This is a genomic window from Bacillota bacterium, from assembly GCA_012727955.1.
In the GTDB taxonomy this organism is placed as follows: domain Bacteria; phylum Bacillota; class Limnochordia; order DTU087; family JAAYGB01; genus JAAYGB01.
Window position 1 is genome coordinate 1 of the sequence record JAAYGB010000023.1, and the last position, 12917, is coordinate 12917.

The following is a 12917-nucleotide window of genomic DNA, read 5'->3' on the forward strand; positions in this document are numbered from 1 at the left end:
GGCCTTACTTCTCCAGGTATGGATGGTATTCGGTGAGATGTTATGCCGTCTGGCGACAACAGCAACATTCCCGACCTCTTGGCATTCCCTTAATATCTGTTCTTTGAATTCTTGCGTATAATCTCTTTTTTCATGAAACTTCCCCCTGATCTGAATGATAGCAGATAAAAGGATTTTCTGCAAATCTATTAGGGGGCTAAATAGATAGAACTTGAAGGGGAATTGAGGAACAAGGGACCATGAAGGATAGCTTTCGGTGCAAAGCACAGGAAGCTGATTATTGGGTCTTCGGGGTGCCACAGCCTGCTGCCTCGGTTCCTATGAGGGGTTTTCAATGATTATGTTTGTCTAACCATTTTATGATCTGCTCTGTGGTGCAATCTATGCTGCGGCCAGTGGTGTCCAACAACTCGATGGGCGGCTTGGTGCGGTTGGCATTATCCTTGAACCATCGGTTGAAAGGAATCATCTCGTCAATGAAGTTTTTCTCGCCGGAGCGTCGCCAAGATGGGCGATTTTGCAGCCGATTCGCCAGCGTCTCATCTTCGCATACCAAAGCCAAATAGTGGATCTTGTCGAAGTACCTTCGCTCGGCGCATTGCTCGTGTTGTTCCGGAAGGGCTGTTCCACAAAGGATAACTGGCTTGCCGGCTTGACTGATGTTCTTGGCCACCGGTAACCACATTATGTGATAGGTGACATAGTTGTCCTGCCCTTTGGTGAACTCATCATTCCAGAGGATATCGGTTTCCATGATCACGTAGTCGGAAGTCCGGGTGCTAAGCTCTAGGCACAGGGTGGATTTTCCGATTCCACTGGGGCCGGTAATGACAAACAAAGGCAGCTGTTTGAATCGGTGGCGATAGCCGCAATAGTGACAGAGGGCAAATGGACCATTGGGCTCGATCGCTTTGTTATCAGGGTATTGTCCGCACTCGGGACAGACGTTAAACATCGTTATCTACCCGGCTTATTAGCCCTTGGGCCGGTTCCTGTTCTCTTCCCATTGGATATTTTTCCGGCGTTCTCCTACTCTGTCACCAGCTGCCCCGCACAAGTCACCTTAGTTCGATAAACTCAAGGACGGACAGAAGGAATCGAATGATGGCCCATTGACTGCTGTCGGAGTATAATAGGACGGGCTGTCAATTGTTGGGGTGGTTTCCATTGCTGTGCTTTTGTTACTAAAGTCGCCAGATCGGAGTGAAAGAAAAAATGCACATACCATTATCACTGGAGGCAGCACTTGAGTCCGAGCTATCATCGGTGTCCAGCAAAGATTTGGCCAAAGTGGTGACCGATCTTTCGGAGCGCTATCGAGCCAAGGGCAGTTCAAAAAGAGGGAAACTTCTGCAGTCATCCCAGGACATCACTGCCTACGCCGCCTTTCGGCTGCCGGCAACTTATGCTGCGGTCTACGCCGCCCTGGAACAGGTGCGGGAGGGACAGCCGGGCTGGCAGCCACAGACCCTGATGGATGTTGGTGCCGGCCCAGGCACAGTGATGTGGGCGGCTGCGGCAGTTTGGCCCTCGTTACAACAGGTCAGTTCCCTGGAGCGGGAATCAGCGATGATTGCCCTGGGCAAAAGACTTGCTGAGCATTCCGAGCATTCTGCACTGAAGCAGGCCAACTGGAGACAGGTGGATCTGACCACAGAGTGGGATGCTGCCTCCGCTGACCTGGTGACAGCCTCCTATGTCCTCAATGAGTTGACACAGGCAGATCGGAGGTCCTTGGTGAACAAGTTGTGGAGTCTGACGGAGACAGTACTCGTAGTGATTGAACCGGGCACCCCCGAGGGTTTTGCTGCTATTAGGGAGGTGCGGGAACAGCTGGCGGGAGAGGGCGCCCGCATTGCAGCTCCCTGTCCCCACAGCGGAGCCTGTCCCATGACGGAACCCGATTGGTGTCACTTCTCTCAGCGGATTGCCCGCTCCCAGCTTCATCGACGGGTGAAGTCCGGCACCCTATCCTACGAAGATGAGAAATTCTCCTTTGTAGCGGCATCCAAGATTCCAGGTGAAGAAATCCCCGGGCGAATCCTCAGACACCCTCAGATTCGCAAGGGGCACATTCGGCTGGTCAGTTGTACCCCGGAAGGTCTGAAGGAAGAGGTTGTCAGCCGCAGGGACAGAGCTCTCTTCCGGCAGGCCCGCAACCTTCAGTGGGGTTCAATTTGGCCTCCCGTCGAGGATCTCTAGGAATGTATTCGCTTCCATAGGCCGGTAACATTACCAATCCTTCCCACGATTTCTCCTGGTAGAGATGGAGACAACTAGTAGGGGAGGTGTCACCATGAAGAAGATTCAGGACCGGTTTGTCGCGGGAGCAATCTCCGGACTCGGTGCCAATATTGTCAAGAACATGATTCAGCGGGGCGCACTGATGTTGGGAATAGCCAAGGAAACCTCACAAAGGCAGGGCGCGGGGTTCTTTCTGCGGCGACGAAAAGTGGATCAGCCCATGGGCGACGTTATTGGCATGCTCACCGATAACGCTTTGGCCGCGGGGATAGGAGTGGTAGGATCTTATCTTTTTACTGTGACAGGAAGGGATCACCCCTTCATTAAAGGAGTTACCCACGGCCATCTCAGTTGGCTGGTGGCCTATCGCATTTTGGCGAGAATGGGTGCCAATCCCATCAAGTCTGCGGATCCGGTGACGCAGGGGGTGACTTGGTTCTCCCACGGTGCCTTTGGTATAACCCAGGCCTATCTGCTGCGGGCCATTGCCGACCCCAGCCTTTTTGAACCGGAAGCTTGGGGGATGCCCGATGCAGTCAAAGGTAAAGAAATAGGAGTTAGGGCCTATCAACCCCGGGAAAGCACAGCGGAGTATGTCGCCTCCCGGACGCTGCCCCATGATTGATTCTCAAGTTCCGCCAAGGTTAGTTGTGATCAAGGGCCGCTTCTCAATCTATGGAAGCGGCTTTTGCCTTGCCGGGAAGATAGTCCTGATCACGGCAGGATACAGTCACAGCGGCAACAAGTATTAGGTAAGAAAGAGGATTTTGGGGGAGGTGCCAAGGGACATGAACACCTTTGAGGTTATCGTAGTTGGCGGGGGAACGGCCGGGACCACCGCAGCCATCGCTGCAGCCCGGCGGGGACAGAAGACACTGTTAATTGAAAGGTCGGGAGCCTTGGGCGGAAGTTCAACCCTAAGCCTTGTCACTCCGTTAATGGACAATCACTTGGCTGGACAGCCGCTCAATCGGGGACTCAACTTGGAGATTATTTCCAGGTATCAAGAATCGGTGGATTCAACGGGTCCCGAGGAGGCCAGCTGGTTTGATCCGCTGCTCTTGGCGACGGTTCTGGAGTCGATGGTTTTGGAAGCAGGAGTCACAGTGTTGTATGACGCTGTCGTCAGTGGAGTGGAGTTGGTTAGTGGTGAGATCCTTACCCTTCAGGTAGCAACCCGCGGCGGGGTGCTGCCCATTGCTGGCAGGACGATCATCGATGCCACCGGTGATGCAGTGGTGGCTCGGATGGCCAATTGTCCCGTCCAAATAGGAAATGAAACCGGGCAGAACCAGCCCATGAGCCTTCGGTTTATCCTGGGCAACGTAGACAAACATGCCGTTGCCCAAGCCTTTGGGGCTATCGGGGTAGAGGTTTCCTATCCCCGATTTCACGTGGGCTTTCATGAGGCTAAGGACAGCCCTATGGGCCCCTGGGTCCAGAAGGGGATAGACGCCGGTGTCCTTGCTCCCGATGATCTGGGGTACTTCCAGTTCTTCTCCTTGTTGGGTCGTCGCCATTCCCTAGCCTTTAACTGCCCCCGGTTGTCAGGGTTTGCCGCCCTTGACCCTTGGCAGATAAGTAGAGCCTATGGAGTGGGACGGCAGAAAATCCAGCGCATCGTCAGGTTCCTGCGGGAGTTTGTTCCAGGCTTTGCTGAGGCTGAGATCACCAACGTGGCGTCTTTAATCGGGATCCGGGAGTCTGTTCGAATTGTCGGGGAGTACACCTTGACGGAGGATGATTACTTCTCAGCCCGGCGCTTTGCCGATGGTATCTGCCTTAACCGCTATCCCATCGACATCCACCACCCGTCGGGGGTAGGCACCACCCTCAAGTACCTACCGGAGGGAGTCTATCACGAGATACCCTACCGTTGCCTGTTGCCCCAAGGGGTGAAGAATCTCTTGGTTACGGGACGTTGTATTTCCGCCTCCTTTGCTGCCCACGCGGCCATCCGCATTATTCCCAACTGCCGCACCCTGGGGGAAGCTGCGGGAATTGCCGCAGCGATTGCTAATGCCGCGGGAAAATCGGTGAAGGAGATTGATGGAGCGGAAGTTAGAGCGCAAATGGAGCTGTAATGGGCCTTGGTCAGGTTCCTACTGAAAAGAGAATATTAGCGGAAACCCTAGGCCCACAAGGCCCAGCCAGAGGGCGTAGAGGGGCAGGAGCCAGGATTGCCATCTTTCCAGATCGGAGAAGGCAATCCTGCCGCGGAAAAACCTGACAAAAAGCAGCGCCAGTCCCGCCAGATTGATAAAGATCAGGATATTTTCTCCCAGGGCCGCCAACTTATTTGGGCTGATGCCGTAGGAGCTAAGCCGGGAGATGATAGCAGACAGGGCGATCCCATCGATAATCAAAGGGGTAAGGATCAGTAGGAGACTAATCCAATCGTACATCTGTGGACGGGGCGTTCCCTTTCGAGTAGAGAGGGTATAAAAGACGATCCCCAGGACTAGGATCAGCAGCAAATCAAGTCCGATGAGTAACGAACGGTCCATCATCAGATTTGTCCCTTGGAACACCAGAACCCCCAGAAAGACCGTCAGCACACAAAGGAGGAGCGGGGCAAAAATCCTGGCCAGGATCGGTGCGAAGTTTTCAACCACATGTCTCCGCCGATCAGCAAAATAGGCGGCGATGATCGGGGCTCCCACCGCGGTCGGTACGGCGAAGGACTGAAGGATATGCCCGGCAGCATCGATACCAATGGCGGAAAACAGGAGGCTGGTTAAGCCGCTGATCACCACAACTCCGCAAAGAAAGAGGGTTGTGTAGACAAATAACTCACCGGTAAAGCGGAGGAAATCCATTCTTCGAGAAACACTCCTCCATTCACTTCCTGTGTATGCCAGGCCGGTGATCAACCAAAGAAAAAGGGGAAGATGTATTGAACTCAAGAGCATTGTCTGGCTTGACTCGGCAAAGGGATGGCGATTCATCAAGAGGATGGATAGGCCGAAGGTCATGGTGATGAAGGCCGCAGCCCGACGGGAAATTTGACGTTTCGTAGCAAAAAAGACGGCGACAAAGGGTAAGACAAAAAGGCTCAAATTCTTGAGAAAGAAGGCAGAATCTTCCCGAAAGCCGATGCCAAACAGCTTGGGCAATTGGGTCAAGAGTCCCGCGAAGATAGCCAGGCACACGGGAAGAACCCAGTCCCGTTCCTGATTTTGGTGGACTTCGGCGGGGGCAGGCTCTGGAAGCAGCCTCTGCCAGAAGCCTCGGGAATTGGTTTTCTGAAATGCTGCGGAGAGTGAGGGGAGGTCTTCCAGACGCTTCACCCCGATTAGGAAGGCTTCCTCCTCCGACAGCCCCAGCGCCGTCAGGGAGTTGATTTCCCGCCGCAGGTAATCCTCAAGTTCCTGTAGGTCTGCAATGTCGATACCGCCTGAACTCAGGCAAAGGCTTCGCCATTCCAAGATGTATTCCTCAGCTGTTCCTTTCCTGATGGACACTTTTGCACCCCTTCTTCCATCTTTTTTAGCCAATTGCTTCAGAAGATTCTCTTCGTATTTGTACCACAATCTATGCTGGAGCAGATGAAAAAAGTATTCGCCGCCGGTGGACTAATTCTGCCTTAGGATGGGATTGCCCCTGGACCGATACCGGAGGAATCAGGTAACCAATATAGAAATGTATGGAAGTAAGGCGGTGAGCGATACTTATGGCGATACTACATAATGATTGGGCCCAGGTAGTGGGGGATGAATTTGACAAGCCCTATTACCAACAACTGCGCCAGTGGTTGATTAAAGAATACAGAACTGCCACTGTCTATCCCGATATGTACGATATCTTCAATGCCTTGCACTATACTCCCTATCACGAGGTAAAGGTCGTGATTTTAGGGCAGGATCCTTACCATGGTGAGGGGCAGGCCCACGGTCTCAGCTTTTCGGTGCAACCCGGAGTGACTCCGCCTCCTTCTCTTCGAAACATCTTCATTGAATTGCAGGCAGATCTGGGTTGCCCCATTCCCAATCACGGTTGCCTTGAGCATTGGGCAAGACAAGGTGTCTTGCTGCTCAACACGGTGTTGACGGTCCGCAAGGCCCAGCCCAATTCCCACCAGGGCCGAGGTTGGGAGCAGTTCACCGATCGGGTGATTCAGTCTTTGAATTCCAGGGAAAAGCCGGTAGTTTTCATTCTGTGGGGTAGGAAGGCTCAAGCTAAGAAGGAGCTAATCACTTCGTCCCACCATTACATCATCGAGTCGGCCCATCCCAGTCCTTACTCCGCACAGCGGGGGTTTTTTGGTAGTCGGCCCTTTTCTCGGGCCAATGAGTTTTTGGCGAGGAATGGATTGGAAGTAATTGATTGGCAAATTCCAAATCGGTAGAAAAATATGCAGGGGGTGCAAAGGTTGTTTTTTACCGAGAGAAAGATCGGTGCCAGAATTAGGGAATTGGCAGAGTTTCGATATCGCGATGCCATTTCCCTGGAATCAATGCAGTATCAGATTGATACCAGCGGTGATGTAGGTCTATATCCTCCCACCGACGGTGAGTGGAAGCCGGCGGTCATGAATCAACGCTGGCAAGGTCGGGACCTCTACGTTTGGGTTACTGCTACCGTGGAGATTCCCGCGGAGTGGAAGGAACGGAAGGTCTTGGGACGTTTTGACTTTGGCAAAACGGGAGGCGGGGGTAACTCCGGCTTTGAGTCCCTGTTGTTTGTCAACGGTAAGCCCTACCAGGGAGTGGACTCCAATCACCATGAAGTATTTTTCCCACCGGAGCTGGTAGGAACCACCGTGGAGTTGTCCTTCCGGTTGTGGTCCGGCCTTGAGGGCGGCGGCAAGCCCCGGGAGCAGGAAATGATGCTCCGCAAAGCAGAGATCTGTTGGCTCGATGAAGCTGCCGATGATTTGGTCTTTACCTCGTGGGCGGCCCTAGAGACGGTGAAGGAGCTGGATGAGAACCAGCCGGAGCGGTCCTTGCTGCTGACGGCATTGGATCGGGCCTATCTGTTGGTGGATTGGTCCAAGCCTGGATCCGAAGGCTTCTACGCTTCCATCGCCGAGGCTAGAGAAGAGCTCAACAACCAGATTGCTGCTATCGAAAAGCATCATCCCGTGACCATTCGCTGTATCGGTCACACCCATATCGACGTGGCCTGGTTGTGGCGTCTCAAGCACACCAGAGAGAAGGGTGCTCGCTCCTTCTCCACGGTTTTGCGGTTGATGGAACTGTATCCCGATTACGTATTCCTGCAAAGTCAGCCGCAGCTCTATGAGTACATCAAATCGGACTATCCTGAAATCTACAGTCAGATCAAGGAACGGGTGAAGGAAGGACGCTGGGAAGCCGAGGGAGGAATGTGGGTCGAGGCCGACTGCAACATCACCTCCGGTGAGTCCCTGGTCCGACAGCTATTGTACGGAACCCGGTTCCTTCGCGACGAGTTCGGTGTTTCCTGTAAGTACTTGTGGCTGCCCGATGTCTTTGGTTACAGCTGGGCCCTGCCGCAGATCCTTCTTAAGTCCGGGATCAAGACCTTCATGACCACCAAGATCAGCTGGAACCAGTACAATCGAATGCCCCATGACACTTTCTGGTGGCGGGGGATGGATGGTAGTGAAATCTTGACCCACTTTATCACCACACCGACGACCGGTGGAGCTTGGTTCTACACCTATAACGGTGTGATTACTCCCCAGACGGTCAAGGGAATTTGGGATACCTACCGGGATAAGGACCTTAACAAGGAATTGCTTCTATCCTATGGGTATGGAGACGGTGGCGGCGGAGTTAACCGGGAGATGCTGGAGCTGCGGCGTCGCCTCAATGAGATGCCGGGATTGCCTCAGGTGCTCACCGGTCGAGCCGATGAGTACTTCGATCGGCTGCACCAGACGGTGGCAGAGACGGATCAGTACGTTCACACCTGGGATGGTGAGCTGTATCTAGAGTATCACCGGGGAACCTATACTTCCCAGGCCTACAACAAGCGGATGAACCGCAAGTTGGAGCTTCTCTATCGAGACACTGAGTGGTTGTCAACTCTGCAGAGTGTCTTTGCTTCCACCTGGGACAACTACCCGCAGCAGGATCTAGTGGCCGGATGGAAGATCCTTTTGCGCAACCAGTTCCATGATATCATTCCCGGTTCCTCGATTCGGGAGGTCTATGAAGACAGCACCCTAGAGTATGAAGAGGCAAGACAACTGGCCCAGGGTAATTGGGACAAGGCGGCACAGGCCATTGCCTCCAAGGATGAGCCCGGCGCTTATACCGTCTTTAACTCCGCTCCCTGGACCCGAGGCGGGTTGGTGGAGATTCCCGCCGAGGAAGGGATGGCCCAGGGTCGCTGGCTCGACGCCGAGGGTAACCCCTTGACCGCAGAGCTGCGGGATGGGATGTGGTTGGTGAAGGTAGACAACATGCCGGCCATGGGTTTTGCCCGCGTCTGGTTTGACCAGGAGACCGCCGGAGCCGATGCGGCTTCACCCTTCACCTATGGGGCTAACCGTCTCACCACTCCCTATTACGATTTGAAGTGGAACGAGGCAGGGCAGTTGGTCAGTGTCTATGATCTGACCGCGGAGCGAGAGGTTCTGGCTCCAGGAGCTCGGGGCAATGTTCTGCAAGTCTTTGAGGACAAACCCATGGCCCATGATGCCTGGGATATCGACATTTTCTATCAGGAGAAGATGAGAGAGGTTACCGATCTGATGTCGGTAGATTTGGTGGAAGCAAACGCCCTGCAGGCAGTGGTTCGCTTCAACTGGCGCTACATGGATTCCACCATCTGCCAGGATCTGGTGGTCTATGCCGACAGCCGGCGCATTGACTTTAGAACCCACGTTGATTGGCATGAACAGCACCAGCTGTTAAAGGTCGCATTCCCCGTGGACATTCGGGCGACGGAGGCCACCTATGACATCCAATTTGGTAATGTCAAGCGGTCAACCCACTGGAATACCAGCTGGGATCAGGCTCGGTTTGAGTCGGTGGGTCACCAATGGGCTGATTTGTCGGAGCAGGGATATGGCGTTAGCCTCCTCAATGACTGCAAGTACGGATATGACATTAAGGATAATCGTCTGCGATTGTCTCTGGTCAAGTCTGCTACCCATCCTGACTATGCCGCTGACCAGGGAGAGCACATCTTTACCTACGCTCTGCTGCCCCACCAAGGCAGTTGGATCGAAGGCGGCACTGTCTTTGAGGCCTGGGACCTAAATAGTCCTTTGACCTGGGCCAAGGGAGCTCCGCAGCGGGATCGATTCTCCCTCTTTGCTCTAGACGTTGATAATGTCATGATCGATGTTGTCAAGAAGGCTGAGGATGAGGACAAACTGGTGGTTCGCCTCCATGAGTTCACCGGAGCCAGGAACAAGGTCACCCTGTCCACGGCTTTGTCCGCAGCCTCCTGGCAGGAGTGCAACCTGCTGGAGGAGCCCATGGGCGATAAGATGACCGGAGATTCCCTGGAGTTCTTCATCAAACCCTATGAAATCAAGACCTTCTTGGTGGAATTGAAGAAGTAAAGTCGTAACTACAGGGGCCATGGTCACCAAATTCCCGGCCACGGCCCCCGTTTGTGCCTAATGATTTCGTCGGGAGGGGGAGTGGGGTCTAGTGCGAGCAACTACTATCACTTTGGGTGATATAACTTTGCCGGTGTACAGCTGCAACACTGTGGTAGTTGGTTCCGGAGCTGCAGGCCTTAATGCCGCGGACCGCCTGTTCACCTATGGCCAAAGGGACATAGCCCTGGTCACTGAAGGTTTGGACAGGGGTACCTCCATCAACACCGGCTCGGACAAACAAACCTACTACAAGCTTACTTTGGCTGGGGCTGGTCAGGATTCCGTTATCGAGATGGCGGAAACTTTGGCTAGTGGGGGAGCGATGCACGGGGATATCGCTGTGATCGAGGCGGCATTGTCGGCACAGTGCTTTTACCGTCTAGTGGATATTGGAGTGCCCTTTCCCCACGATGAATTTGGGCAGTATGTGGGGTACAAAACCGACCACGATCCGCGGCAGCGGGCCACCTCAGCCGGTCCTTTAACCTCTAGGTTTATGGTGGAGCGGCTCCAGGCCCAGGTTAAGGCCAAGGGGATTAGCATCTATAAAGGTTATCAGATAATTCGGATTCTCACCGATGCCCAGGGAACTCGGTGCGTCGGGCTGTTGGCCTTAGATCACAATCACCTCGAGGATCCCCACCGGCGATATGTGTTGTTTAACTGTACCAATGTGGTGTATGCCACCGGGGGACCGGCTGGACTGTATCAAGCATCGGTCTATCCTCCTAGTCAAATCGGGGCCACGGGCTTGGCCTTTGAGGCCGGGGCCCAGGGCCAGAATTTGACGGAGTCGCAATATGGAATTGCCTCCATCAAGTTTCGCTGGAACCTGTCGGGAACATATCAGCAGGTGTTACCTCGATATGTCTCCACGGACCAAGAGGGCAGGGATGAGCGAGAATTTCTGCTGGACTATTTTCCTTCCCCGGGCAAGATGCTGGACGCGATTTTCCTCAAGGGGTATCAGTGGCCCTTTGATCCCCGGAAGGTGGTCAACTACGGTTCCTCTTTGATTGACCTGTTGGTGTACAACGAGACGGTACTGAAGGGAAGACGGGTGTGGTTAGACTACACCAGAAATCCCTCCTGTGCCATCGGCCAGGAGACAGAGGTAGACCTGGACTTTTCTCAGGTTGGAAGCGAGGCCTATGAATACCTAGAGCGTTCGGGGGCTTTGTTTGGCCGCCCCATCGATCGCCTGGCCCATATGAACCAACCGGCCATCGATCTGTACCGATCCCACGGAATCGACTTGGCTTCGGAGTATCTGGAAATCGCCGTGTGTGCCCAACACAATAACGGCGGCTTAACAGGAGATATTTGGTGGGAAAGCAATCTGGCTCATTTCTTCCCGGTGGGAGAGGTCAACGGCAGCCACGGTGTGTATCGCCCCGGTGGTAGTGCCCTCAACTCGGGACAAGTGGGCAGCGCCCGAGCCGCTCAGTTGATTGCCGCTCGGTATCGGGAGGAGCCCCCGGAGCTTGAGGTGTGGTTGTCCCCGGAAGTAAAGGCGCAAATTCAAGGAGTCATCGATTTTGGTCAAGGAGTATTAAATCGCTCCTCGGCCCCGATGACGCCCCACCAGCTGCTCCGTCAGCTGCAGGAACTAACCACTAGAGTAGGGGCCCACATTCGGTCGCTGTCTGGGGTAAAGGACGGGATCCAATGGACCGCCAATCGGCTGCGTCATCTGCAGTCAGAGATGAGAATTAATGATCTGACGGACCTGCCTTGGGCCTTTCGGGTGCGGGACCTATTGATCACGCAGTATGTTTACCTTTCGGCCATTGCCGATTACATTGCCGTTGGGGGTCAAAGTCGCGGCTCCTATTTGGTCTATAACCCCCAGGGGCAGCTGCCCTTGGACAATCTGCCCGAGGGTTTCCGGTTCCTCCTCGATGATGGTCAATTGGCCAGCAAGGTGCAGACCGTGACTTGGGATGCCAAAACCGGTGAGTGCATCTGCCGCTGGGAACCGGTGCGGCGGATTCCAGAAGGGGCCGTAGATGGCTGGTTTGAGGAAGTCTGGGGAAGGTACCGGGAAGGGAAGATCATCGGTAGTTTTGAGTCCTAGGGTAGGAGTGGAAGGGAGGGAAGTAGATGATTAAGGGATTATACCTGCTAGGTGCGGAGTCCTACGAGAAGATTTACGGTCCCAAGGAGCGGGAGGATATTGCCAAGCTGGTGGACATTTACGCCCCGCCGCAAACCGCGGAGTCGGTGCAAGCCAATCCCGAGATTTTGGCCGACGCGGAAGTGGTGTTTTCCGGATGGGGTTGTCCCACCCTTGACCAGCGTTTGTTGGATGCGGCACCTAAGCTTAGGGCGGTTTTCTATGGCGCCGGATCGATTAAACAGGTGGTTAGCCCCGCCTTTTGGGAGCGGGGCATCATGATTACCAGCGCCTATGCTGCCAACGGGATTCCAGTGGTAGAGTTCACCATAGCGGAGATTCTCTTTAGTCTGAAGCGGGGCTGGTACTATGTTCGTGCCATCCGTGAACTGGGGGCTTATCCGCCCCGCATCAGGGTGCCGGGGGCCTATGGCAGTACCGTGGGGATTATTTCCCTGGGAATGATTGGCCGTGGGGTCTGTGAAAGGCTGCGGTCCTTTGATGTCAAGGTCATCGCCTATGACCCCTATGTCAGTGAGGCTAAGGCGCAGGAACTGGGGGTTACCCTGGTATCCTTAGAGGACATCTTTACCCAGTCCGATGTGGTGTCCCTGCATACTCCATGGCTGCCGGAGACCGAGGGGATGATCACCGGCGAGCACTTTGCCATGATGCCAGAAGGGGCGACCTTTATCAACACTGCTCGAGGCGCAGTGGTACGGGAAGACGAGATGATTGCGGTGCTCAGAAAGCGCCCCGATCTTTGGGCCATCTTGGATGTTACCTATCCAGAACCTCCGGAGCCAGGGTCGCCGCTGTATACTCTGCCCAATGTAGTTTTGACGCCCCACATTGCCGGGTCCCTGGACCGGGAGTGTGAGCGGATGGGTCGCTACATGGTGGAAGAGCTGCAGCGCTATTTGGCAGGAGAGCCTCTGCGGTGGCAGATTACGAAGGAACAATCGGCCATCCTGGCTTAAGGGAAGTTCGGTGCAGCTGTCTGGGACAAGGGCA

The 12917-nt window shown here is 54.4% G+C and carries 10 protein-coding genes; 7 read left to right on the top strand and 3 right to left on the bottom strand.

Annotation, left to right across the window (positions count from 1 at the left end):
• Both GX030_04740 and GX030_04745 read right to left on the bottom strand, forming a co-directional pair.
• Positions 1-300: transposase (locus GX030_04740; protein ID NLV91686.1), on the bottom strand; the 300-nt coding region annotated here is incomplete at its 3' end.
• Between the two features lie 31 nt (positions 301-331).
• Positions 332-955 carry an AAA family ATPase gene (locus GX030_04745; GenBank protein NLV91687.1) on the bottom strand — a complete coding sequence of 208 codons (624 nt, stop codon included), beginning with the start codon at positions 953-955 and terminating at the stop codon, positions 332-334.
• A gap of 260 nt (positions 956-1215) precedes the next feature.
• On the opposite strand from GX030_04745, the gene GX030_04750 reads away from it, so the two are divergent.
• The 3 genes from GX030_04750 to GX030_04760 all read left to right on the top strand — a co-directional run bounded on the left by GX030_04750 (position 1216) and on the right by GX030_04760 (position 4328).
• Positions 1216-2202, top strand: coding sequence for an rRNA methyltransferase (locus GX030_04750; GenBank protein NLV91688.1), 987 nt, complete (start codon positions 1216-1218; stop codon positions 2200-2202).
• 94 nt (positions 2203-2296) lie between these two features.
• Positions 2297-2869, top strand: a complete 573-nt coding sequence (locus GX030_04755) for a hypothetical protein (protein ID NLV91689.1) — start codon at positions 2297-2299, stop codon at positions 2867-2869.
• Positions 2870-3032: 163 nt separating this feature from the next.
• Positions 3033-4328: an FAD-dependent oxidoreductase gene (locus tag GX030_04760; protein ID NLV91690.1), complete on the top strand. Its 1296-nt coding sequence runs from the start codon at positions 3033-3035 to the stop codon at positions 4326-4328.
• A gap of 18 nt (positions 4329-4346) precedes the next feature.
• Here the strand turns inward: GX030_04760 and GX030_04765 are convergent, their stop codons facing one another.
• On the bottom strand, positions 4347-5708 hold the full coding sequence (locus tag GX030_04765; GenBank protein ID NLV91691.1) for a hypothetical protein: 1362 nt from the start codon (positions 5706-5708) through the stop codon (positions 4347-4349).
• Positions 5709-5917: 209 nt separating this feature from the next.
• On the opposite strand from GX030_04765, the gene GX030_04770 reads away from it, so the two are divergent.
• The 4 genes from GX030_04770 to GX030_04785 all read left to right on the top strand — a co-directional run bounded on the left by GX030_04770 (position 5918) and on the right by GX030_04785 (position 12883).
• Positions 5918-6592 (top strand): uracil-DNA glycosylase, encoded by a 675-nt coding sequence (locus GX030_04770; GenBank protein NLV91692.1) that lies wholly within the window; start codon positions 5918-5920, stop codon positions 6590-6592.
• A gap of 24 nt (positions 6593-6616) precedes the next feature.
• Entirely contained in the window at positions 6617-9745 is a 3129-nt protein-coding gene (locus GX030_04775) for an alpha-mannosidase (GenBank protein NLV91693.1), read from the top strand.
• Positions 9746-9836: 91 nt separating this feature from the next.
• Positions 9837-11864, top strand: coding sequence for an FAD-binding protein (locus GX030_04780; GenBank protein NLV91694.1), 2028 nt, complete (start codon positions 9837-9839; stop codon positions 11862-11864).
• Between the two features lie 26 nt (positions 11865-11890).
• On the top strand, positions 11891-12883 hold the full coding sequence (locus GX030_04785; GenBank protein ID NLV91695.1) for a hydroxyacid dehydrogenase: 993 nt from the start codon (positions 11891-11893) through the stop codon (positions 12881-12883).
• Positions 12884-12917: the final 34 nt, after the last annotated feature.

Bases quoted from the DNA above. Each gene is read 5' to 3' on its own strand.
- GX030_04755 (NLV91689.1), top strand. From the start codon at position 2,297: ATGAAGAAGATTCAGGACCGGTTTGTCGCGGGAGCAATCTCCGGACTC.
- GX030_04750 (NLV91688.1), top strand. From the start codon at position 1,216: ATGCACATACCATTATCACTGGAGGCAGCACTTGAGTCCGAGCTATCA.
- GX030_04760 (NLV91690.1), top strand. From the start codon at position 3,033: ATGAACACCTTTGAGGTTATCGTAGTTGGCGGGGGAACGGCCGGGACC.
- GX030_04770 (NLV91692.1), top strand. From the start codon at position 5,918: ATGGCGATACTACATAATGATTGGGCCCAGGTAGTGGGGGATGAATTT.
- GX030_04785 (NLV91695.1), top strand. From the start codon at position 11,891: ATGATTAAGGGATTATACCTGCTAGGTGCGGAGTCCTACGAGAAGATT.
- GX030_04745 (NLV91687.1), bottom strand. From the start codon at position 955: ATGTTTAACGTCTGTCCCGAGTGCGGACAATACCCTGATAACAAAGCG.